This is a genomic window from Bradyrhizobium algeriense (assembly GCF_036924595.1).
Lineage (GTDB): Bacteria > Pseudomonadota > Alphaproteobacteria > Rhizobiales > Xanthobacteraceae > Bradyrhizobium > Bradyrhizobium algeriense.
Window position 1 is genome coordinate 6,694,532 of sequence record NZ_JAZHRV010000001.1, and the last position, 22,454, is coordinate 6,716,985.

The following is a 22,454-nucleotide window of genomic DNA, read 5'->3' on the forward strand; positions in this document are numbered from 1 at the left end:
GGCCCGGCTCCTACTTGGCCGCTATTGGCTGTGCTTCGATCTTTTTCAGTTGCGGATCGACCTTCTGGCCGGGAATCGCGCGCAACAGCCCGGCGGTGACGACGCGGTCGTCGGCCTTCAGACCTTCTTCGATGACACGCAGCTCGCCTTCGAGCGGCCCGACCCGCACCTTGCGCTGTTCGACGATATTTTCGCCGTTCACGACCAGCAGGTAGCGTCCGGACTGATCGCTGCCCAGCGCAACATCCGGCACGAACAACGCGCTCTGCACCTGATCCACGGGAACGCGGACCCGGACAAAGAACCCCGGCAGCAACGCGCGATCGGAATTGGGCAGCACGCCGCGCACCGGGAGCGTGCCCGTCGACTGGTTGAGCGTCACGGCGGCGTAGTCGAGCTTGCCCTTGTGCGGAAAACCGGTCTCGGTTTGCAATCCGACTTCGATCGGCAATTGTCTGAGATCGTCCGGCGTCATCCCACGCCGGCGGGCCTCCGTGCGGATCCGCAGCACGTCCTGTTCGTTGACGTTGAAATTCACCCAGATCGGGTCGAGCGCCACGATGGTGGCGAGCTGCGTCGGCGACGAGACGCCGACGAGTTCGCCGACGGCGACGAGATGCGCGCTGACGACACCGTCAAACGGCGCAGTCACATTGGTATAACCGTAATTGACCGCCGCGATCTTGGTATTGACCTGGGCCTGCAGCAGGCTCGCCTGCGCGTTGTCGCGCGTTGACGTTGAAGTATCCAGCGTCGCCTGGGAAACGGCTTGCCGCTGCACCAATTCCTGCTGGCGCTTGAAGTCCGCCTCGGCCTGCCTCACGGTTGCCTGCGCGCCGGCTTCCGCGGCCTGCGCCTGTTCGAGCTTCAGCTTGTAGGTTTCAGGCTCGATCGTGAACAGGGACGTGCCTTCTTTCACAAAGGCGCCGTCCTGGTAATTGATCGATTGCAGAAAGCCCTGCACCCGCGCGACCAGATCGACATTCTTGATCGCAGCCGTATTGCCGGTCGCTTCCAGATAACGCGTGAAGGACCGTTGCACCGGCACCGCGACATCGACCTTCGGCGGCGGCGGCGGGACAAAAGTATTTTGTTCGCAGGCACTTAAGATGCCGAACGCGGCAATGGCGAGCGCCGCGCGCAGGACCGAAGCAGCTCCTTGTCCGATGGTGCGGTGCAGACTCAAGCGTGCTGGCGAACGCGTGGACTTCATTTTTCGTGCCTCAATTGGGTTGTTCAGAAAAATGTCTATTCAGAAATCGGCGTTCGGCGCCACCCCATGAAAATAGCAACAATCCGCTTGCAGTGAAACCGGAAAGCGAAAATGATGCCGGCCGTTAGAATTCTTACGACGAAATTTTACTGCGGTTGAAGCGGCGGCTTCCTGCGACGACAAAAGGATTTATTCAAATGATCAACACGTGGAAACGTGCGAGCAAGCTTGCGCCGTGGCTTTCGGTTGCTGCGATACTGGCAACCGCAGCGCCGGCTTTCGCGCAAGCGCCGAGCCAGGCGCAACGCGACGCCATCAAATCGCAGTGCCGCTCCGATTACATCGCGCATTGCTCCAGCGTGCCGCCGGGCGGCGAGGCCTCGCTGCAATGCCTGCAGAAGAACATGTCGAGCCTCTCATCGAGCTGCCAGGGCGCAGTGCGCGCCGTGGCAGCGCCAGCGGCTGCGCCCGCCAAGGCGGCCGAGACTGCAGCGCCGAAAGCCGCTGCTCCCGCGACTGCAACGGCTGCTCCCGCGGCTGCAACGACGGCGCCGGCGAAATCAGCCGAGCCAAAGGCCGCAGCAGCGCCCGCAGCCGGACAGCCGACCAGCGCACAGATTTCCGCCATCCGCAGCGCATGCCGCTCCGATTATCCGAAGGTCTGCGCGGGCGTGCCGACCGGCGGCGCGCCGGCCCTGCAATGCCTGGAAAAAAACAAGACGAAACTCTCGGCCGGTTGCGAGAAGGCCGTTTCCGCCACGAGCGGCGGTGGAGGAGCAGCGGCGGCACCCGCGGCAGGCGCGGCGGCTGCCGCTGCACCGGCGGCGCCGGCCGTGATCGTGCTGCGGCCGATGCGGCCGCGCGAAGAACTGTTGGTGCTGCGATCGGCCTGCGGCGCCGACGTCCGCACGATCTGCGGCGGCGTGCAGCCTGGCGGCGGCCGGATCGTGCAGTGTCTGGCGACCAATGCCGCGCAGCTTTCGCCGGCCTGCAAGTACGTGCTGTCCCAGTTCGCGGCACGTTAATCACACGCCCCTGCGGCGGTCCTTCATTGATCTGGGGACCGCCGGTCACTCGCCGCCGCGAAAGGCGAGGATGAGCTGAATGAGCCGTATCGATAGCGAGACATAAAGGATCGCCATCAGGGCTTGGTACGCAATATGCCAATTGAGCTTTGCGAGCTTGTAGAGGCCGTCGACGAAGTTCAGCAGAAGGAGAATGACGCCGAACAACATGACGCCGCGGCCGATGAGACCATGGCGCAGATAGCCGAACAGCACGATTGCCGGCTCACTGCTCGAGACATGGGCGCCGGCCGATACGATCAACGTCCCGATGATCAACTTCTCGACGTGAGAAAATACTTCCTTGGAGACCGGCTCGACATGTTCGGAATAGAACGCCAGCCATTTGGCTCTGACCTCCGCCATGGGTTTTCCTTGGTTTTCACTGCAACGATGAATGAGAGCTTCACTACAGCGGGTCCGCGATCAGGAAGCAAGAAGGCCCGCCTGATTTGCGGTGGTCCGAGAAGAGATGAGGGGACGTCCGGCGTTCATGCCGGCCGTCAACCGAAGCGAGATCGGCGTGCGCGCACGCCGTGACGGGTATCCGCAGAACCTTCCGAAAAATTTCAACCTGAACATCAACCAGTATCAGTCCGGGAGATTAACATGCGTTCCCTTCTGCTGATGGCAGCCGCCATGCTGTCCTTTTCCGCCACCATGACGTTTGAAGCCACCGAGGCCAACGCGGCGGTCTGTGCCCGCGGCGTCTATCGCGCCGGCTGCGCCGGAGCCCGCGGCGCAGTCGTCGTCCGCAAGCCTGCCGTGATCTGCAGGACCGTGTGGGTGAACGGCGTGAAGGTTCGCCGCTGCGGCTGAACCGCGGGCGTCTCCGTCGAAGACAAGCCGGGGTCACCGCATAGCGCACAACCGTTCGCGGACAGAACCGGGGAGGCGAAACGGCGCATTGGCGCCCGGTCCTGACGCGGCCGGGACCGGACGCCAGTTTCCGTTCCCCTTGTTATTTTTTGGTAGCGCAAATTTCCGGCGCGGATTAGTCTCCGGCCCAAAATTAATCAGTATACTGTCGATTGGGAGGAAGACGTGCGTATCGCCGTCATCGGCGGAGGCCCCGGAGGCCTCTATTTCGCCTATCTCTGGAAGCGGCGTCATCCGGACGCACATATCGACCTGTTCGAACAGAACCCCGAAGGCGCGACCTGGGGGTTTGGCGTAGTGTTCTCCGAACAGGCGCTGGAATTTCTGCGCGCCGACGATCCCGAGACCGTCGACGCCATCACGCCGCGGATGGAGAGCTGGAAGAACATCACGCTCAACCTGCGTGGGCAAAGCGTCGAGATCGACGGCATTGGCTTCTCCTCGATCGGCCGGCTGGAGCTGCTGACCATCCTGCAGCAGCGCGTGCGCGCGGCGGGAATCACGGCGCGATACAACACGACGATCCAGTCATTGGACGAACTCGGGGGGTACGACCTGATCGTCGCTGCCGACGGGCTGAACTCGCTGGTGCGCCGCGGCTTTGAGAAGGAATTCGGCGCCTCGGTTTCGCACTCGACCAACAGGTTCGCCTGGTACGGCACCACCAAGCGCTTTGCCACGCTGTCGCAGACGTTTGTGAAGACCGGTCTCGGCTCATTCAACGCCCACCACTATCGCTATTCACCCTCCATGAGCACGTTCCTGGTCGAATGCGACGCGGCGACCTGGCAGGCCTATGGCTTCGAGCACAAGACCATCGAGCAGTCGCAAGCGATCTGCGAGGAGATCTTTGCCGACACGCTGGACGGCCATGCGCTGGTTTCGAACAAATCGGTGTGGCGCAATTTTCCCTGGATCTGGAACGAGAACTGGTCGCACGGCAACATGGTGCTGATCGGCGACGCCCTGCATACCGCGCATTTCTCGATCGGCTCGGGTACCCGGCTCGCCATCGAAGACGCGATCGCGCTGACCAAGGCGCTGGAGGCGGAGAACGATATCGCCGCGGCCCTCGCCCGCTATCAGGCCGAACGCAAGCCGATCGTGCAGAAGCTGGTGACGGCGGCGCGCACCAGCGCCGACTGGTATGAACACTTCGACGAACACATGAAGCTCGACCTGATGGATTTTGCCTACAGCTACATCACCCGTTCCGGGCGGATCGCCGACGCGCGGCTGCGCGCGATGTCGCCGGAATTCATGGCGCGCTACGAGGCGGAAAAGAAGATCGGGAGCCAAGCATGACATCAGAAATTTACGATCTGGTTCCCCGCAACAATCCGGGCGCGCGCGAGATCGGATTTGCGATTCCGGAAAGCTATAACGCTGGCCGCATCCTGTTCGACAATCTCGCCCAAGGCCGCGGCGGCCGGCTGGCGCTGACCGGCCCCGGCGGCACGCGCACCTACGCAGAGCTCTGCGCCGAGGCTTCGCAATGGGGCCACGGTTTTCAATCGCTGGGCCTGAAGCGTGGCGACCGCATCCTGATGTTCCTCGACGACACGCCGGCCTATCCTGCGGCGTTTTTCGGCGCGGTGCGCTCCGGCTTCGTGCCGCTATTGATCAACACGCTGACGCCGCCGGATTTGCTGCAATTCTACCTTTCGGACGCCGGCGCGGCGGTGGCGGTCGCCGAGGCCGAGTTTACCTCGCGGTTCAATGCGGAGGCCTGCAAGGACACGCCGCTGCAAACCCTGGTCGTGGTCAATGGCGCGGCGGGCGAACACGCCGTGCCGAAAGCCCTGATTGCGCAGCAATGGCTGCAGGGATTCTCCACTGATTTGCCGGAAGCCGACACCAGACGCGACGACATGGCGTTCTGGATGTACTCATCCGGCTCGACCGGTCGTCCCAAGGGCATCGTGCATCTGCAGCACGACATGGCCTATAGCGAGCAGGCGTTCGCGCGCAACGTGCTCAGGCTTACGCCCGATGACATCTGTTTCTCGGTGCCTAAGATTTTCTTCGCCTACGGCTTTGGCAACGCCATCACCTTCCCGTTCTCGGTCGGCGCGGCGACGCTGCTGCTGCCCGGCCAGCCGAAGCCGGCTACAATCTTCGAGGCGATCGGAAAATACCGGCCGTCGGTGTTCTACGGATTGCCGACGCTCTACACCTCGCTGACCAAGGCCGAAGGTGCGGCCGCCACCGACTTCTCCTCGCTGCGGATGGCGCTTTCGGCCGCCGAGGTGCTGTCGGCGGAAGTATTCAACGGCTGGAAGGCGCTGACGGGACTCGAGATCATCGAGGGGCTCGGCTCGACCGAAGTGCTGCACATCTATCTCTCCAACCGCCCCGAGAGAAAGAAGCTCGGCGCGGCGGGCCTGCGTGTCCCCGGCTACGAGATCCTGCTGAGGGACAAGGACGGCCACGAGGTCGGCGACAACGAGGAAGGCATTTTGTGGGTACGCGGCGATTCCAACACGCCGCTGTACTGGAACCGGCCGGACAAATCGGCGGAGACCATTCGTGAGGGCGGCTGGATCTACACCGGCGACCGCTTCCTCCGCGATGCCGACGGTTTCCATTTCTTCCGCGGCCGCGCCGACGACCTGATCAAGATATCAGGCCAATGGGTCTACCCGCTGGAGGTCGAGCTCTGCCTTGCCGAGCATCCCGATATCAGGGAATGCGCTGTCTTCGCCGCCGAACTGCCGGATCGGCGCATGACGCTGAAGGCGGTGGTGGTGATGAACCAGGGCGAATTCGATCCGAACAAAGCCACGAAGAAGCTGCAGGACTACGTCAAGGAAAAATTGCTGCCCTACAAATATCCGCGCGAGATCAGGTTCATCGGCGAACTGCCGAAGACCGGCACGGGCAAGATCGACCGGCAAGCATTGATGAAGATGTAGCCGGCTCGTCATTGCGAGCCAGCGGGTCGCGCGAATGCGCGCCCGATGACAGGCTCCGCGAAGCAATCCATCTTTCCGCCCGGGGACAGATGGATTGCTTCGTCGCTTCGCTCCCTTGCGCAAACGCTTCGCGTTTGTCGCAGGCAATGACGGCCTTAGCTCCCCAGCCCTGTCCCGCCATATAGCCACGCCAGATCGCCGTACCACTCCTCCGACGTCTTCGCGCTCATGATCTCGTTGCGCAGCCGGGCATGTCCGCCTGAGGGGTGATAGATGTGCTCGCCGATGGCGCGGGACATCAACTGTACCTTTGCGGTGCGCAGGAAACGCTGCGTGCGATAGGCTTCCAGCGCGACCGCATGATCGTCATGCGCGCCCATCATGTGCGACAGGCACACCGCGTCCTCCATCGCCTGACAGGCGCCTTGCGCGAAATATTGCAGCATCGGATGCGCGGCGTCGCCGAGCAGCGCGACGCGGCCGTCGATCCAGCGCTCGACCGGATCACGGTCGCACAGCACCCACAGTCGCCAGTTCTTGCCGTGTCGGATGATCTCCTGCGCACGCGGATGGATGTGCCCGAAGCCTTGCATGACCTCTTCGTCCGACACCGGCTTGCCCGCCACCGGCTCCGGCGCATCGTTGTGATAGGTGACGACGAGGTTGAACACCTTCCAGCCCGACAGCGGATAATGCACGATGTGGCATTTCGGCCCGGCCCACAGCGTCGCCGCGTTCCAGCGCAAATCTTCCGGCATTTGCTCGGTCGGGATCACCGAGCGGTAGGTCGTGTGACCGGAAACCCGCGGCGGCCCGTCCGCGACAACCTGCTTGCGGACATTCGACCACAGCCCGTCGGCGCCGATCAACAGCCGGCCCGTGACGCGCTCTCCATTCGCAAGCCGCGCCGTCACCGACGACCCATCCTGATCGTAACCGACGACTTCGCTGCTGACGCGCAACTCGATCAACTGGTGATTCTGGCAGGCGCGCAGGAAAACACCGTGCAGATCGCCGCGATGCACCACCGCATAGGGATTGCGGAAGCGCGAGCGAAACGCTTCGCCCAGATCGACATGGGTGATCTCCTCGGCGGTCAGCGCATCCATCAACCGGAGCTGGTCGATATAGACGGCCATGCTTCGTGCGGCTTCGCCGACGCCGAGATAGTCGAAGGCGTGGAATGCGTTGGGCCCGAGCTGGATGCCGGCGCCGATCTCGCCGAGCTGCGAGGCCTTTTCCAGCAGGATCGAGCGGATGCCTTTTTGCGCCAGACCAAGTGCCACCGCGAGCCCGCCGATGCCGCCGCCTGCAATGAGAACCGGCCGCGTGTCCATCAGCTCGACTTTCCCAGATGCTCGAGCGCGTCTTCGGCGCGCAGCGGCACGCGCGAGGCCTCATTGTTGAGATCGACCAGCTGCGTCAGCAGCGCCAGCAGGGCCCTGCGGTCGGCCGGCTTCAGCGGCTGCAGCATCCTTAGCTGCGCGCGCTCCACCGAGGGCATGATGTCGCGCAGCACGGCCGCACCCGATTTGGTCAGATGGAGCAGCTTGACGCGCTTGTCCTCCCGCGACGGCTTGCGCTCGATCAAGGCCTTGCTCTCCAGCCGCTCGATCACGTTGCCGAGCGTGGAACGGTCGAATGCGATCACCGCCGACAGCCGCGTGGCGTCGATGCCGGGATGGGTGTGGATCGCCACCAGCGCCGCATATTGCACCGGCGTCAGGTCGAACGCCCTGCACTCTTCGACAAAGATCGAGACCGCGATCTGCTGCATGCGCCGGAACAGGTAGCCGGGCGCGGTGTAAACCGCGTCCATCGTGATGGGTGATGGCTTACTCGGCATCGGCTTGCTTGTCCGGCGCGGCGTCGGCGAACGCCTTTATTTCCCTGGCCGCAGCTTCTGCCTCGAGCAGGCGCGGATAGGCCGAAACATCGACGCCGAAGCGCCGCGCATTCCCGAGCTGCGGGATCAGGCAAAGGTCTGCAAGGCTGGGCTTGTCCCCGAAGCAGAACGGGCCGGCCTCACCTGTGACGAGCGTTTCGCAGGCGGACAATCCCTCCCGGTTGGCCCAGGCCGCCCATTCCGTCACTTTTTCCTCGGCCACGCCAAGCTGGCGCAGCCGGGCCAGGACCTTCAAATTCTGCACCGGATGGATATCGCAGGCGATGGCCAGCGCGAAGGCGCGCACCTTGGCGCGGCGCAGCGGATCCTTTGGCAGCAACGGCGGATTGGGATGAGTCTCGTCCAGCCATTCGATGATGGCGAGCGACTGGGTCAGCACGGCACCTGTGCCGTCTTCCAGCGTCGGCACCAGCCCCTGCGGGTTGATGGCGAGATAGGCTGGCGCGCACTGTTCGCCCTTGCGAAGGTGATGCGGCAGGTGATCGGTCGACAACCCCTTGAGGTTGAGCGCGATCCTGACCCGGTATGCCGCGCTGCTGCGGAAATAGCCATGCAGCTTCATCGGAACCTCCCTCGGATTTTGTCGTTTGCCTGTCGCGGCCTGTCATTGACGCTACCCATATTGTAAGTATACTGTCAATCCATAGACGATACAAAAATGACGGGAGGCTTGACCATGGAAGCCGTGCAGAAGACCCCGGAACGCGAGGCGTTCTACAAGAAGATCGACGGCGAGAATCTCTCTGCGCTGTGGAACGTGCTGGGCGATCTCGTCACGCCGGAACCGCGAAGCGCCTGCCGGCCGCATCTGTGGAAGTTCGATTCGATCCGTGATTACATGACCGAAGCCGGCAAGCTGATCACCGCCAAGGAAGCCGAGCGGCGGGTGCTGGTGCTGGAGAATCCCGGCCTGCGCGGCCAGTCGAAGGTTACGACTTCGCTGTTTGCCGGTGTGCAGATGGTGGTCCCGGGCGACGTCGCCCCCGCCCATCGGCACAGCCAGTCGGCGCTGCGCTTCGTGCTCGAAGGCAAGGGCGCCCATACCACCGTCGACGGCGAGCGCACCGCGATGGAGCCCGGCGATTTCGTCATCACGCCCTCGATGACCTGGCACGACCATTCCAACGAAACGTCCGAGCCGATGTTCTGGCTCGACGGGCTCGATATCCCGATGGTGCAATTCTTCGATGCGTCCTTTGCCGAAGGGTCGAACGAGGATCAGCAGAAGATCTCAAAACCCGCCGGCGACAGCTTTGCGCGCTACGGCCACAACCTGCTGCCGGTCGACGAGAAGCGAAAGTCCAAGACCTCGCCGATCTTCAACTATCCCTACAGCTATACGCGCGAGGCGCTGGAACTGGCCAAGACGCGCAACGAGTGGGACGCCTGTCACGGGCTGAAGCTGAAATTCTCCAATCCCGAGACCGGCGATTTCGCGATGCCGACGATCGGCACCTTCATCCAGCTATTGCCGAAGGGCTTCAAGACCGCGCGCTATCGCGCGACCGACGCCACCGTATTCGCCGCGATCGAAGGCAAGGGCCGCACACGGATCGGCGACCAGATTTTCGAGTGGGGCGCGCGCGATTTGTTCGTAGTACCGAGCTGGCACTGGGTCACGCACGAGGCCGACACCGACGCGGTGCTGTTCTCGTTCTCCGACCGTCCGGTACAGCAGAAGCTCGATTTGTTCCGCGAGGACCGCGGGAATGCGTGAGGTGATGCGACAAATCGTAGGGTGGGCAAAGGAGCGTAAGCGACGTGCCCACCAGACTTGCTAAGGTCAAAGTGGTGGGCACGCTTCGCTTTGCCCACCCTACTCCTCTACATCACCGCCAGTGCAGCAACCGCGCTTCCAGCACGTTGATCGCCTTCCCCACCGCCAGCCCGAACAGCGACAGGATCACGACGCCGGCGAGCAACTGATCGGTCTGCATCAGATTGCCGGCCTGCAACACGAAAGCGCCGATGCCGAACTGCGCGCCGATCATTTCGGCGCTCACCACCAGCAGCAGCGCCACTGACGCCGTGATGCGAAAGCCCGCGAGGATCGAGGGCAACGCGCCCGGCCAGACCACGCGGCGCACGATGGCGTGGAACGGCACGTTAAAACTCTGCGCCATCCGGATCAGGTTGCGCGGCACCGCATCGACGCCGCTATAGACCGAGATCGCAGTCGAGAAGAACACGCCGAGCGCAATGGTCGCGATCTTCGGCTCCTCGCCGATCCCGAGCCAGAGGATCAGAAGCGGCAATAGCGCGATTTTGGGAATCGGAAACAGCGCCGAGATGAATGTGATGCCGACGCCGCGCGCCAGCGTCGAGAGCCCGATCGCAAAACCTGTGATCACGCCGGCCACGGTGCCGAGAACCCAGCCGCTGCCTATTCGGATCACCGAAGCCGATACATGCTGCCAGAGCGCGCCTGACATCGCGAGCTTGTAGATCGCAACTGCAATGGCCGATGGCGCCGGCAGGAACAGCGGGTTGACCCAGCCAGCGCTGCCCGCGAGTTGCCAGATCGCAATCACCAGCACGAGCGCAATCCAGCCCGAGTAACGCCCCGCCGTTGGCACAAAGCCGGCGCCGCGAAATGCGACCGGCCGGGCTTCGGTTGCGCAATCGTCCTGCGGCGCGCGCTCAAGCATGCTGCACCTCGCGCTCGGCATCGATCGCCTCCTCGCGGATCAGCGACCACAGATCGTTCTGCAGTGTCAGCAACTTGCCGCGGGCATCGATCGCACCGCGTTCGGCGCGCGTCATCGGGATTTCGACGATCTCCCTGACGCGGCCCGGGCGGCGCGACAGCACCACGATGCGATCGGCGAGCCGCACCGCTTCCTCCAGATTATGCGTGACATAGACCGCGCCCATCGTGCCGTCGGCCAGCAGGCCGATGAAATCCTCCATCAGCAATTCACGGGTTTGCGAATCCAGCGCCGACAATGGCTCGTCCATCAAGAGAATCGCCGGCCGCACCGCCAGCGCGCGGGCAATGCCGACGCGCTGGCGCATGCCGCCGGACAACTGCTTTGGATAGGCGCCGCGGAAATCGGACAGGCCCGTGCGGCGCAATGCGTCGTCGACGACGGCGCGGCGCACGGCGGCATCGAGTGCGGTATGAGCAAGCGGAAATTCAACGTTCGCTTCCACCGTGCACCACGGCAGCAGTGCGAAATCCTGGAACACGAAGGTCAGCGGATTGAGGCTGTCCGCCGGCGGTGCGCCGCGCAGCTCTGCTTTTCCCTCGCTCGGGCGCAGCAGCCCGCCCAGGATCGACAGCAGCGTGCTCTTGCCGCAACCGGAGGGCCCCACGATCGCGACCACTTCGCCGGAGGCAACCGTGAAGGACACCTTGTCGAGCACGTCGAGGCCGCCGAAGCGGTGAGTGATTTGGTCGGCGATCAAATCCATGTGGTTACTGCATCTCTTCGAAGACCGGATTTTCTGCTCGTCATGCCCGGGCAAAAAGCGCGAAGCGCGTCTTCGCGCTAGATGTCCCGGGCATCCACGCTTTCACAGTCCAACGGCGACAAAGACGTGGATGGCCGGGTCAAGCCCGGCCATGACGGAGAATGTCACATCAATCCGCCTTCACATATTCCTTCGCGATGATCGCGTCCGCCGCAAACCCCTTGTCGACAAAGCCCTGCTCCTGCAGCCACGCGATCTGGTTGTCGACATTCTTGACGTCGAGCTTTCCGTCGGGGTCGATATAGGCGCAATTGCCGACCACCTGCTCGACCGGCAGATTGGTGTATTTGGCGATGATTTCCAGCAGCGGCTTTGTCTTGTCGTTGATGTCCGCCTTGCCATTCTTCACGGAAGCCAGAATCACGTCGTGATATTCGCGGTCGGCACGCGCCAATGCGGCGAGGAGCTTGGTCACCGTCGCCTTGTTGGTCAGCGTTTTCGGCGAGGCGAACACCGCCCCCAACTGCCACGGCGTCTCATCGCCGACCCAGCCGAGGAACTTTGCTCCACCGGAATCCACCAGCGCGCGGGCAGTCGAGATCGGCAGCAACGCGGCATCGACGGTTTCGCCCTTCAGCGCGGCCGCGGCATTCGACAGCGACTGCAGCGGCAACACCTTTACGTCGGCGAGCTTGAAGCCATATTTGTCGGCAAGCAGGCCGAGCGAATAATGGAAGCTGGAGCCGACCTGCGTCACCGCGATCCGCTTGCCCGCAAGATCCTTTGGCGTCTTCAGCCCGGCCGCATAGGCGTTGTTGCTGGCGAAGTAGCCGATCAGCGGGTAGCCTGCCTTCTCGCGACTCATGCCGCCGATCACCTTCAGCGTGCCTTTGCCGGCGAGATTGTAGAGTCCGGCGGTAAATGCCGTGATGCCGAAATCGACATCTCCTGAGGTCGTCGCCACCGCGATCGGCTGCGCCGCGTCGAAGAATTTCAATTCGATATCGAGGCCGGCCTCGCGGAAATAGCCCTTGTCCTGCGCAATGAACACCGGCGCCGACGACGACAGCCGGAGCACGCCGATTTTCGCCTTTTGCGCGTCATCGGCCCGCGCGATCCCGCTTGCCGCAATGGCCAACAGACCCGCCAGCGCGAGCCGTGCAAACTTCGTCATCCCGCCTCCTCCGTAATTCTTTTATAACCCCTCGGGCACGCTCTGGTCCCGCCCGATGAATGCGCCCTGTTGTTTCAGGCCTTGTTGCAACTTTTCAACCGCAATGTCGCGCGGAATCGTGTTACCCGACAGCGCCAGCGCAGCCGCCGCGCCGGCTGCCTCCCCCATCGCAAAGCAGGCGCCGGAGACCCGCGCCGCCGACTGCCCCTCGTGGGTCATCGAGGCGCAGCGCCCGGCCATCAGGAGATTGTCTATGCCCTCAGGCACCAGCATGCGATACGGCAATTCGTTGAAGCCGCGCGATTCCGGGATCGGCGGAAACGTGAAGGTCACATCTCCCGCGACATGCTGCTCCATCGGCCAGCCATTGACGCCGATGGAGTCGTCGAACGAGGCGCAGCCGAGCACGTCCTCGCCGGACAGCATGTAGCCGCCGATCACGCGCCGCGTCTCGCGGATGCCGAGCTGCGGCGGCAGGTCGACGATGTAGGATTTTTCGAAGCCGGGCACCGTGCGCAGGAATTCGAACGCCTGGAGGGCCTGCCGCCGGCCCTCGATCTCACCGCGCGTCATCTGGTCGGGGTCGATTCCGCTGACCGCCGTGCCGTCCTCGCGCGCAAGCTGGGTAAAATTCACCCGCCATTCGATCGCCGACCGCTGCGGCCGCACGATCGCGGTCTTGCGTGGGAAACGATGCGTGCCCGCGGCCTCGGCCTTTTCCATCAACGCCGGGATCGTCCGCCAGGCATCACCGGCCTTCTCGGGATCGATGCCGTTGAGGCGAAACATCATCGAGGGATAGAGCATGCTGCCGGCATCGTCGCCGACTTCAAACGGCGCGCCCGCCCAGGCCGCAAGATCGCCGTCGCCCGAGCAGTCGATGAAGATGCCGGCGCGCACCGCCTGACGCCCGGCCTTGGTCTCCACCATCAGCACGTTGATGCGCGTCTCGTCCTGCATCACCACGCCGGCGCCGAGCGCATGAAAGAGGATGTCGACCTTGTGCGACGTCAGCAGATCGTCCGCCGCGATCTTGTAGGCCGCCGTGTCGTAAGCCTGCGCAAAAATCTTGCCGAGGATCAGATGCGGCGCGTTGAGCCCGTCGAGCCGGTCGATCCGCGCGAGCAGATCGGAGGCGATCCCCTGCACCACCCGATGCATCTCGCCATGAACATTGGCGTGCAGCCCGCAGAAATTCGTGACGCCTGCAGCCGTGCCCATGCCGCCGAGAAAGCCGTATCGCTCGATCAGGAGCGTGCGGCGGCCGGCACGCGCGGCGGCAACGGCGGCCGCGATGCCCGCCGGCCCGCCACCGAGGACAGCGACTTCATATTCGCCGTAGAGCGGAATCTGGCGCGCGGGTTCGGTGATGATTTTGGCGGGCAAGGTGACCTTCCCGGATGGTGCCTGGGCGATAATGCCCCGGACGAGGGATTTTAGCTATTGCGGCAGGATACTCAGGTTCCGACCTGCAGCGGCGAGGTCAGCTTGCGCAGCGCGGCGATCACCGAGAGCGCGGTGATGCGGCCGGTCTTCGGGTTTTCCGATGGGATGTTTTCGATTCCCATCGTGAACGAGGCCGAGTCGGACTCGACCCTGATCTGATGACAGTTCCGCGTCACGGCCGGATCGGCCCAGATTTCGATGGTCGTGCGATCGGGGCCGATGCCGGCCAGCGACAGCGCCGCCACCACATTGACGTTGGCGGGAAACGCCGCAGCCGCGTCGCGCGCCGAGCCCTTGAAGACGCACAGGGCCGACTTTACCCCCTCCATGGAGATCCCGTTCTCGACGAGATAGGGCGCGCCGGCGAGACCGCCGGGCGGCTTGCGCGTGACCATCTGCACCGAATGGATAGTGCCTTCAGCGGCAGCCGAAACCGCATCGAAGCCGATCAAGGCGCCAGTCGGCACGATGATCTGACCGCCATGCGCCCGGGCGAGATCGATCAGATCGGGACGGGGCAGCAGCGCACTGGAACTGAGCACCATGACCTGCTTGCCGGCGGTCAGCATCGGGCGGCAGATCTGATCGAGGATCGCCGCCGGGGCGCATTCGACAACGAGGTCGGCGTGAGCGGGCAGTTCATCGAGCGAGACCAGCGGGCAGGAGATACCTTCGCGATCAAGCCAGGCCCGTGCCTTCGCCTGATCCCTAACCACGACCGCCGTGAGAGCAAGTCCCGGCAGCCCCTGCGCCAGCTTGCGCGCCACGGTTTTGCCGATCTCCCCCAGCCCGGCAATGGCGATATTTTTTGATGGCAAATCCAATACTCCTGCAAGAAACGTCATCGAGCGTGGCAGATCCTAACGCTTATGCGTTGTGCCCCAATTCGCCGCCCGCTTCTCCGCAAATGACGCCAGCCCCTCCGACGCCTCTTTGGTTTGGCGCCTGTCCGAGTGCATCTTTACCAGCCGTGCATAGGCCTCGTCATCCACGCCCATGCCGCCGAACGAGCTCTCCATCGCGAGCGCCTTGGTCTCTGCCAGCGCTTTCGGCCCATTGGCCAGCAGTTGCTCCACTACCTTCGCGCCCGCCGTCTCCAACTCAGCCAGCGACACCACCTCATGCACCAACCCGATCCGCCGCGCCTCCTCCGCGCCAAACCGTTCGCCGGTCAGCGCGTAGCGGCGGACCTGGCGGACGCCGATGGCGTCGCAGAGCTGCGGGATGATGATGGCGGCCGTCAGGCCCCAGCGCACTTCGGTGATCGAGAACAGCGCATTGTCGGCGGCGACTACGACATCACAGGCCGAGATCACGCCGGTGCCGCCGCCGAAGCAGCCGCCCTGCACCAGCGCCACCGTCGGGATCGGCAGCGTGTTCAGCCGCTGCACGGCTTCGAACGTCGCGCGCGACACTTTTTCGTTCTCTTCCGCCGATTTCGGCCGCACGCCGTTGATCCATTTCAGGTCGGCGCCGGCCTGGAAATGCTTGCCGTTGCCCTTCAGCACCACGACGCGGAGATTGGCCTTCTGGCCGAGTTCATCCATCGCTGCGAGCACGCCGTTGATGAGCCCGGCGTCATAGGCATTGTTCACCTCGGGACGGTTCAACGTGACGGTTGCGACGCCGCGCGCGTCGAGATCCCACAAAACCGGATTGGCAGTCATCGGCGGCCCCTTTGTTCGGCAATCTTTGTTATGCCGGACAATAGGCCGGGATCGCAGGCGTTGTCACCGCCGCCAATCTATCGGCGGCCGTACCGCTGCATCATATCTGCCCTGTCGGTAACGGAGGTCCGCCGCGGGCCGATCGCCTCGAACTGGGCCTTCTGCTCGTCGCTCAGCATCGCATAGAAATCATCGAGCGCGGTGCGCACGAGCTTGACGGAATCCAGCATGACGCCGAGCCGCTTGCCGACGGCGGTGAGCCGCGCCGGCGGCGTGGCCACCTCGTCGATCCGGCACGACGTGGCCAGCAGGTCGGCTGCCTTTGCGCTGGCTTTCTGCAGGGCGGTAAGGCCGGTGCGTTGCGCATCGGTCGGATGCACCCGCGCCTCGATCTCCTCGGCCGGCCATTGCAAGCTCGAGGATTGCGTAACGTCACAGGGCCGCGCAATGGATCTGTTGCGGCGCCGCTCGATCTTCCTTTCCTGCTCTTCAGCTACCGCGTTCAGCCGCGCCTTCTGCTCGTCATTCAGCAGCCCGTATAGTTTGTCCAGCGCCGGCTGCACGGTCGCGACACCAGCAATCATCGCCTCGATGCGTTGCTGCATCGAGGCAAGCCGGCCGGACGCCGTCAACGCCACCGTGGCCGGACACGCCGCCTTGATCTTTTGCGCCGAAATCACCGATGCATTGGCGAGATCGTCGAGGGCCGCGCGTTGCACCTCGGTCGGCTCGATCGCCTGCGCGATCAGGTCGATCGGCAGGCCGGCGATTTCGCGGCTGTCCTCGCCGCATAACAGCGCGAGCCGGTCCTGTCCGGCGCCGGAAGCACCGCGCGGCGGCAGGTAGCCCGCAAGACCCTGATAGTCATAGGGGCCGAACAGTCCGGCATAAATGTCGTCATAGCCGTAGTACCAGAACGGAGCGCCGACACGCGGCCCCCACAGCGCATAGTCGTAGATGTCGAAATAGGCGAACGGCCAGAACAGCGGCCCTACCCAGCCGTAGCCGCCATTGCCGTGCCGCCACCAACCGCCACCTCTGGACCGTCCGTACTGCCACCCGGCAAGCGCCGCGCCCGCGGTGACGCTGGTCCGCATGGCGGGACGATGGAGCGCTGCGGTATGGCGATAGCTGCGGGCGAGTGCGCGCGCGTTCAGCGCGCGACCGCCGCCCGCGAAGTTCATGCGATGTGCGGAGAATGAACGGTGTGAAGAGAATGAGCGGTGATGCGCCCTGCCGTGAAAATGGCCGCCATGATGCCGGCCGCCGAAATGGTGGCCATGACCACCACCACGATGGCCCCCGCCATGATGACCGCCGCCGCGACCACCGCCATGGCCGCCCCCATGACCACCTTTCGCGATCGCAAAGTCCGCCACCGACAGCGCCGTTGCGAACACAATGGCGGCAATTCCCAGTGTGATCTTTGACATGGCGCGCCCCATCATCGTCGCACGTCCCATTGTCGCTATGCCGCGAGCTTGACGGCACATGGATGAACGTTGACTGAACGGTAGAGTTCCCGGCGCGGCCAGGCCGCGCCCTGCGCAACCCACCCTGTTCGGCGGACCGGTTGCGCCCAATCAAGGCTTGTGAAAACTAGCAACGCTCTTCCCTCCCTGCAGGATTTCCACTCATGCGGATTTGCGTTTTCGGTGCGGGCGCCGTCGGCAGCCATTTTGCGGTGCGGCTCGCACTGGCAGGACATGACGTTTCCTGCGTGATGAGGGGTGCGCATCTGGATGCCGTGAAAGCCAACGGGCTGACGCTGCGGGTCGGAAATGGCGAGTTCAAGGCGAAGGTGCGCGCATCGGGCGATCCGGCCGCGCTGGGCCAGCATGATGTCGTCATTTGCACATTGAAGGCGACCGGGCTGCCGAGCCTTGCCTCCGGCCTCCAACCCCTGATCGGCGGGGATACCGCCGTGGTGTTCGCACAGAACGGCGTCCCCTGGTGGTACGATATCGGGCTTTCGCCAGGGCATCCGCCGGTGCCCGATCTGGCCTTCCTCGATCCGGGTGGACGCTTGCGCGCGGCGATCCCGAAGCAGCTTATCGTCGGCGGCGTGGTGTTTTCGTCCAACGAAGTCGTGACCCCAGGCGTGGTTGCGAACCTTTCGCCCGAGCGTAACCGGCTCCTGATCGGCGAATGCGACGACCGCCAGAGTGAGCGGGTCACGCGGCTACGCGCCGCGCTCAATGACGCCGCGATCGAATCGCCTGATATCGCCGATATCCGGGAGACGATCTGGTCAAAACTCCTGACCAACATGTCGATGTCGGTGCTGTGCCTGTTGACCGGGCAGACCGCGCGCGCCGTGCGCGACGATCCTGATCTCGCCGAGATCGTGCCGCGCCTGCTCGACGAGGCCAACAGCGTAGCGCAGAGCTGCTTCCCCGAGGTCAAGCGCGTAACGCGCTCCGGCCCCGCACCGGACCACAAGCCGTCGATCCTGCAAGACTATGAGCTCGGCCGCGCCATGGAGATCGACGTGCTGGTGCGCGCGCCGGCCGCGTTCGCGCGCGCGGCAGGACTTCCGACGCCGATGCTCGACATGATGGCGGCGCTCGCGATCCGTCAGGCGCGCGACAAGGGACTCTATCAGGGCTGAAGGCCTGCTGTTCCAACCTCGGTCAGAGCGCCTGCAGTCCCAGCCGCGTGAACAGCTTCCGGTCGGCCTCGTCCTCCGGATTGCCGGCCGTCAGCAAGGTGTCGCCGACGAAGATCGAATTCGCCCCTGCAAAGAAGCAGAGCGCCTGCATCTCGTCGGTCATGGCCGAGCGGCCCGCCGACAGGCGGACATATGATTTCGGCATCATGATGCGCGCCAGCGCAACGATCCGGATAAACTCGATGGGCGCGATCGGCGCCGCCTCGGCGAGCGGCGTGCCGGCGATCGGAATCAGCATGTTGATCGGAACGCTTTCCGGCGGCTCGGCGAGGTTCGCAAGCGTGACCAGCATTTCGACGCGGTCGGTTTCTTCCTCGCCCATGCCGAGGATGCCGCCGCAACACACTTTCATGCCGGATTGCCTCACATTCTCCAGCGTGTCGAGACGATCGGCAAACGTTCGCGTAGAGATCACCCGCGGGTAATAGCGCTCCGACGTATCGATATTGTGATTGTAGTAGTCGAGCCCCGCCGCGCCGAGGCGATCCGACTGATCGCGGTCCAGCATGCCCAGCGTCATGCAGGTCTCGAGCCCGAGCGCTTTCACCGCGCCGACCATTTCAACGATGGCGTCCATGTCTCGCGGCTTCGGATTGCGCCATGCCGAGCCCATGCAGTAGCGCGTTGCGCCGCCGGCTTTGGCTTTGCGCGCCTCGGCGACGACCTTTTCGACCTCCATCAGCTTCGAGGCGGCAAGCCCCGTCGAATGATGCGAGGACTGGCTGCAATAGCCGCAATCTTCCGGGCAGCCGCCGGTCTTGATGTTGAGCAGCTTGCTGAGCTGCACGCGGTTGGGATCGAAATGCCGGCGGTGAATGGATTGCGCCTTGAACAGCAGATCGTTGAACGGCAGCCGGTAGAGCGACCAGGCCGCCTCGCTCGTCCACTCCACGGCGTCCGCAAGCGGCGCCGTCACAGCCAATTCATCTCGCACTTCGAGCATCCCTTCAATTCTCCCGATCCTGATTGCCCCGCGCGGCCGTCATCGCATGCTGGCGAAGCGGACACCAGCGCCGCGCGCGTGCTTGCAAAAAATTGATCGCCGGCATTGACCGCGCAGCGCGCGTCGTATCACTCTCGACCCTATCCAAGAAAAAGAAACCAGGCGGGAACCGAACATGCATGTCAAAGGCAAGGTTTGTGTCGTCACGGGAGCTGCGAGCGGCATCGGCGAGGCGGTGGCGCGCGCCTATGCGGAGGCCGGTGCGCGCGGCGTCGTCATCGCCGACCTCAAGACCTCGCGCGACAGACTGGCAAAGGTCGCTGGCGACATCGACGGCTTGCCGATCACGGCCGACGTCGGGCTGGAGGAAGACATCAAGGCGCTGATCGCCGCGGCCGAAGACAAGTATGGCCCGGTCGACGTGTTCTTTTCCAACGCCGGCCTCTCACGCAAGGGACAAGAGACCGCCTCCGATGCCGATTGGGACGTGAGCTGGCGTGTCCACGTCATGAGCCATGTGTTCGCGGCGCGCGCCCTGGTGCCGGGCATGCTCGCGCGCCGCTCCGGCTATCTCCTCAACACCGCTTCCGCGGCCGGCCTGTTGGCTTCGCTGAACGCGATGCCCTACGGCGTGACGAAAAATGCGGCGGTCGCACTCGCCGAACATCTCGCCATTCAATATGGCGACCGCGGCATCCGCGTGTCCGTGCTCTGCCCGCAATCGGTGCAAACCGGCATGACGACGCCCGGCCCGAGCGCCGCGCGGGTCGACGGCGTGCTGCAGCCGCCGGAAGTGGCGCGCATGGTGATGGAGGCGATGGAGGAAGAACGCTTTCTCATTCTGTCGCACCCGCAAGTCGCCGAATACATGCAGCGCAAGGCCTCCAGCCGCGACCGCTGGCTCACCGGCATGCGGCGGCTGCGCGACAAGATCTATGGCACGCCGCAATCAGCCTGAGGCTTTTGGCGCGAACGACGCCAATATGCCGTCGTATTTTTTCGCGCCGGGTGACGCGTAAGAGCCACGCCTGGACGTCGTGAGCTTGAGTCCAGCCAGCGCCTCAGCCTGCTTCACCGCGGCCGCCACGCCATCGACGACGGGAACGTCGAATTTACGCGACAGTTTCTGCGCAAGATCGGCCATGCCCGCGCAGCCCAGCACGATCGCTTCCGCACCCTTGTCGAGCGCGCGGGCAATCTCGGCTTCCAGCTTCGCTTCCGCACCCGAGCCGGGCTTGTCGAGATCGAGCACCGCGACGTCGCAGGCGGTGACCTGCGCCCTTTCGGCAAAGCCGTAGCGGCGCACCAGTTCTTCGAGCGGCACGATCGAGCGCGGCAGCGTGGTGACGACGGCGATGCGCTTTGCGATCTGGCCAGCCGTCACCAGCGCGGCCTCGCAGATGCCGACCACCGGAAAACGCGCGGCGGTCCGCGCAGCGTCGAGGCCGGTATCGTCAAAACATGCAACGATCGCTGCGTCGGCGTCCGGCGCATTCATCAGCGCCTGGATCAGGCCCGGCACGGCGAACGCCTCGTCGTAATATCCCTCGATCGAGACCGGCCCCATCGCCGACGTCACGGCGGATATCTCGGTGTCGGGGTTGGCGACGGCGCGCGCGGCGGCGCCAATCGTTTCGGTCATCGAGTTAGTCGTGTTCGGATTGACGATCAGGACTTTTGCCATGAGTGCATCGTAGCTAGGATGGAACGAAGCGCAACTCCATCTATCGTCCCAGCCTGGTGCGCAATTGCGCACTAGGCTGGGACGACGCCTGAGCTAGCATACGATCCCATCCACCCACCCCACGAACGCATCCAGCGCTTCATCCATCACCTCGCGATCATTCCGTCCCGAGTTCTTCAGCACATGGAAGGAATGATCAGCGCCATCCAGCAAACGGAGCGTCGCCCGCGATCCCAGGCCTTTGACGACCGGCTCGAGCAGACTCAACTCCGCCAGTGCGTCGCGCGTGCCCTGTAGAAACAGCATCGGGATCTTGACATCGGCGAGATGTTTGGCGCGGTCGCTGGAAGGCTTTCCAGCCGGATGCAGGGGGAAACCGAGAAACGCCAGCCCTCGCACGCCAGGCAAGGGTGAAAGCGCCTGCGCCTGTGAGGTCATTCGCCCGCCGAACGATCGGCCGCCCGCGATCAGCGGCAGTGCGAGACAGCGCCGCCCGGCTTCCGTCACTGCCGCTCGCACCGCGACGTGCGCGACCGCCGGCGCATCGGGCCGCTTGCTGCCCTTCTCCATATAGGGAAACTGATAGCGCAGCGTCGCAATGCCGCGCGCGCCGAGACCAGCAGCAACTGTCTCCATCGACCTGTGGATCATGCCGGCGCCTGCCCCGTGCGCGAACACATAACACGCGCGCGCCTGAGGCGGCTGGATCAGCAGGGCGGAAACCTCCTCACCCGGGCCGACCCCAATTCGAAGCGATTGCGCGTTAATAGCTGTCATATGATCCGACCGATATCCAACTGCACGATCGAAACACTATACTGGAAACAGCCCGGCGAAAGCCGAACCTGCCGGGAACAATTCCGGCCGTGGCCAAAAGCGCCACGGCCGGAAAGCTCATTGCAGAACGGGCGTCAGGCCGCGGCAAGGAAGTCCCGCTTCAGCTCCATCTGGTCGACGAACGGTCTTTCGTCCGCAAGCGCTCGCTGGAATGCGGCGGGCGGCGCCGACAAGGCCGGCCTTCACGACGTGGCGCCCGTTATGCCGCGAGAAGTAGCGCACCACCTCTCCGCCCCCCATCGAATAGCCGACGAGGGTTGCGTCGCGCACGCCGGTCTGCTCGATCACGTCGGCGAGATCGTCGGCAAAAATATCGAAATCGTAGCCGCCGGCCGGTTTGTCCGAGCGGCCGAACCCGCGGCGATCATAGGTGACGACGCGGAAGCCCGCGTTCGACAGCTGCGCGGCCTGATGGTCCTGGATATCGGCGTTCGGCGGCCATGCGTGGGTCATCACCACGGCGCCGCCGGAGCCTCCGCTATCCTTGACGAAAAGCCCGATGCCGTTCCGGGTCTTGATCCCAAAGGTACGGCCCTGGCCTTGGGCGATGTGCGGCAAAGTGACAGCGGTGGAGCTGGCGGCAAGGGCGCCAAGGAAAGCTGGAGGGAAAGCTGGAGAAAGCTGCGGCGGTTGGTCATGGG

The 22,454-nt window shown here is 64.1% G+C and carries 24 protein-coding genes; 7 read left to right on the plus strand and 17 right to left on the minus strand.

Annotated features, from left to right (window positions below):
- Positions 1-10: 10 nt before the first annotated feature.
- A complete protein-coding gene (locus V1286_RS32265) occupies positions 11-1,213 on the minus strand; it encodes an efflux RND transporter periplasmic adaptor subunit (protein WP_334486721.1) in 1,203 nt (400 codons plus the stop codon).
- Between the two features lie 197 nt (positions 1,214-1,410).
- Between V1286_RS32265 and V1286_RS32270 the strand changes: the two genes are divergently transcribed.
- On the plus strand, positions 1,411-2,238 hold the full coding sequence (locus V1286_RS32270; RefSeq protein ID WP_334486723.1) for a cysteine rich repeat-containing protein: 828 nt from the start codon (positions 1,411-1,413) through the stop codon (positions 2,236-2,238).
- 45 nt (positions 2,239-2,283) lie between these two features.
- Here the strand turns inward: V1286_RS32270 and V1286_RS32275 are convergent, their stop codons facing one another.
- On the minus strand, positions 2,284-2,643 hold the full coding sequence (locus V1286_RS32275; RefSeq protein ID WP_334486725.1) for a hypothetical protein: 360 nt from the start codon (positions 2,641-2,643) through the stop codon (positions 2,284-2,286).
- A gap of 243 nt (positions 2,644-2,886) precedes the next feature.
- Between V1286_RS32275 and V1286_RS32280 the strand changes: the two genes are divergently transcribed.
- From V1286_RS32280 to V1286_RS32290, 3 genes are all read left to right on the plus strand, one after another.
- Positions 2,887-3,096, plus strand: coding sequence for a hypothetical protein (locus V1286_RS32280; protein ID WP_334486728.1), 210 nt, complete (start codon positions 2,887-2,889; stop codon positions 3,094-3,096).
- Between the two features lie 225 nt (positions 3,097-3,321).
- Entirely contained in the window at positions 3,322-4,461 is a 1,140-nt protein-coding gene (locus V1286_RS32285; RefSeq protein ID WP_334486731.1) for an FAD-dependent monooxygenase, read from the plus strand.
- Positions 4,458-6,071 (plus strand): benzoate-CoA ligase family protein, encoded by a 1,614-nt coding sequence (locus tag V1286_RS32290; protein ID WP_334486733.1) that lies wholly within the window; start codon positions 4,458-4,460, stop codon positions 6,069-6,071. The genes V1286_RS32285 and V1286_RS32290 overlap by 4 nt, the downstream gene beginning before the upstream one ends.
- Positions 6,072-6,226: 155 nt before the next feature.
- On the opposite strand, the gene V1286_RS32295 is transcribed toward V1286_RS32290, so the two are convergent.
- Genes V1286_RS32295 through maiA form a run of 3 tightly spaced genes read right to left on the minus strand, consistent with a single transcriptional unit; the run spans position 6,227 to position 8,539 of the window.
- A complete protein-coding gene (locus V1286_RS32295) occupies positions 6,227-7,408 on the minus strand; it encodes a 3-hydroxybenzoate 6-monooxygenase (RefSeq protein WP_334486736.1) in 1,182 nt (393 codons plus the stop codon).
- Complete coding sequence (locus V1286_RS32300) at positions 7,408-7,917, minus strand: MarR family winged helix-turn-helix transcriptional regulator (RefSeq protein WP_334486740.1); 510 nt, start codon at positions 7,915-7,917, stop codon at positions 7,408-7,410. Before V1286_RS32300 ends, V1286_RS32295 begins: the two co-directional genes overlap by 1 nt.
- Positions 7,907-8,539 (minus strand): maleylacetoacetate isomerase, encoded by a 633-nt coding sequence (gene maiA / locus V1286_RS32305; RefSeq protein WP_334486743.1) that lies wholly within the window; start codon positions 8,537-8,539, stop codon positions 7,907-7,909. Before maiA ends, V1286_RS32300 begins: the two co-directional genes overlap by 11 nt.
- Positions 8,540-8,653: 114 nt before the next feature.
- On the opposite strand from maiA, the gene gtdA reads away from it, so the two are divergent.
- Positions 8,654-9,694 carry a gentisate 1,2-dioxygenase gene (gene gtdA, locus V1286_RS32310; RefSeq protein WP_334490047.1) on the plus strand — a complete coding sequence of 347 codons (1,041 nt, stop codon included), beginning with the start codon at positions 8,654-8,656 and terminating at the stop codon, positions 9,692-9,694.
- 112 nt (positions 9,695-9,806) lie between these two features.
- Here gtdA and V1286_RS32315 read toward each other — a convergent pair whose 3' ends face one another.
- The 8 genes from V1286_RS32315 to V1286_RS32350 all read right to left on the minus strand — a co-directional run bounded on the left by V1286_RS32315 (position 9,807) and on the right by V1286_RS32350 (position 17,014).
- Positions 9,807-10,625 (minus strand): ABC transporter permease, encoded by an 819-nt coding sequence (locus V1286_RS32315; RefSeq protein WP_334490049.1) that lies wholly within the window; start codon positions 10,623-10,625, stop codon positions 9,807-9,809.
- A complete protein-coding gene (locus V1286_RS32320) occupies positions 10,618-11,391 on the minus strand; it encodes an ABC transporter ATP-binding protein (RefSeq protein WP_334486746.1) in 774 nt (257 codons plus the stop codon). The genes V1286_RS32315 and V1286_RS32320 overlap by 8 nt, the downstream gene beginning before the upstream one ends.
- Positions 11,392-11,560: 169 nt before the next feature.
- Positions 11,561-12,565 carry an ABC transporter substrate-binding protein gene (locus tag V1286_RS32325; protein ID WP_334486749.1) on the minus strand — a complete coding sequence of 335 codons (1,005 nt, stop codon included), beginning with the start codon at positions 12,563-12,565 and terminating at the stop codon, positions 11,561-11,563.
- 21 nt (positions 12,566-12,586) lie between these two features.
- Positions 12,587-13,951: an FAD-dependent oxidoreductase gene (locus V1286_RS32330; protein WP_334486751.1), complete on the minus strand. Its 1,365-nt coding sequence runs from the start codon at positions 13,949-13,951 to the stop codon at positions 12,587-12,589.
- A 71-nt stretch (positions 13,952-14,022) separates the two neighbouring features.
- The gene (locus tag V1286_RS32335) at positions 14,023-14,829 is read right to left on the minus strand and encodes an aspartate dehydrogenase (protein WP_417021205.1); all 807 of its coding nucleotides are present in this window, start codon (positions 14,827-14,829) and stop codon (positions 14,023-14,025) included.
- A gap of 42 nt (positions 14,830-14,871) precedes the next feature.
- Positions 14,872-15,678: an enoyl-CoA hydratase-related protein gene (locus tag V1286_RS32340; RefSeq protein WP_334486756.1), complete on the minus strand. Its 807-nt coding sequence runs from the start codon at positions 15,676-15,678 to the stop codon at positions 14,872-14,874.
- Between the two features lie 77 nt (positions 15,679-15,755).
- Positions 15,756-16,862, minus strand: coding sequence for a Spy/CpxP family protein refolding chaperone (locus tag V1286_RS32345; protein ID WP_334486759.1), 1,107 nt, complete (start codon positions 16,860-16,862; stop codon positions 15,756-15,758).
- Entirely contained in the window at positions 16,859-17,014 is a 156-nt protein-coding gene (locus tag V1286_RS32350; protein WP_334486761.1) for a hypothetical protein, read from the minus strand. Before V1286_RS32350 ends, V1286_RS32345 begins: the two co-directional genes overlap by 4 nt.
- A 300-nt stretch (positions 17,015-17,314) precedes the next feature.
- Between V1286_RS32350 and V1286_RS32355 the strand changes: the two genes are divergently transcribed.
- Complete coding sequence (locus V1286_RS32355; protein WP_334486762.1) at positions 17,315-18,289, plus strand: ketopantoate reductase family protein; 975 nt, start codon at positions 17,315-17,317, stop codon at positions 18,287-18,289.
- A 22-nt stretch (positions 18,290-18,311) separates the two neighbouring features.
- On the opposite strand, the gene bioB is transcribed toward V1286_RS32355, so the two are convergent.
- On the minus strand, positions 18,312-19,292 hold the full coding sequence (gene bioB / locus V1286_RS32360; RefSeq protein ID WP_334486765.1) for a biotin synthase BioB: 981 nt from the start codon (positions 19,290-19,292) through the stop codon (positions 18,312-18,314).
- 175 nt (positions 19,293-19,467) lie between these two features.
- On the opposite strand from bioB, the gene V1286_RS32365 reads away from it, so the two are divergent.
- Positions 19,468-20,250, plus strand: a complete 783-nt coding sequence (locus V1286_RS32365) for an SDR family oxidoreductase (protein ID WP_334486768.1) — start codon at positions 19,468-19,470, stop codon at positions 20,248-20,250.
- Here the strand turns inward: V1286_RS32365 and V1286_RS32370 are convergent.
- From V1286_RS32370 to V1286_RS32380, 3 genes are all read right to left on the minus strand, one after another.
- Positions 20,242-20,976 carry an aspartate/glutamate racemase family protein gene (locus V1286_RS32370; RefSeq protein ID WP_334486771.1) on the minus strand — a complete coding sequence of 245 codons (735 nt, stop codon included), beginning with the start codon at positions 20,974-20,976 and terminating at the stop codon, positions 20,242-20,244. The genes V1286_RS32365 and V1286_RS32370 overlap by 9 nt on opposite strands.
- Positions 20,977-21,069: 93 nt before the next feature.
- Positions 21,070-21,753, minus strand: a complete 684-nt coding sequence (locus V1286_RS32375) for an alpha/beta hydrolase family protein (protein ID WP_334486773.1) — start codon at positions 21,751-21,753, stop codon at positions 21,070-21,072.
- Positions 21,754-21,870: 117 nt separating this feature from the next.
- Positions 21,871-22,371, minus strand: a complete 501-nt coding sequence (locus V1286_RS32380; protein WP_334486776.1) for an alpha/beta fold hydrolase — start codon at positions 22,369-22,371, stop codon at positions 21,871-21,873.
- Positions 22,372-22,454 lie beyond the last annotated feature (83 nt).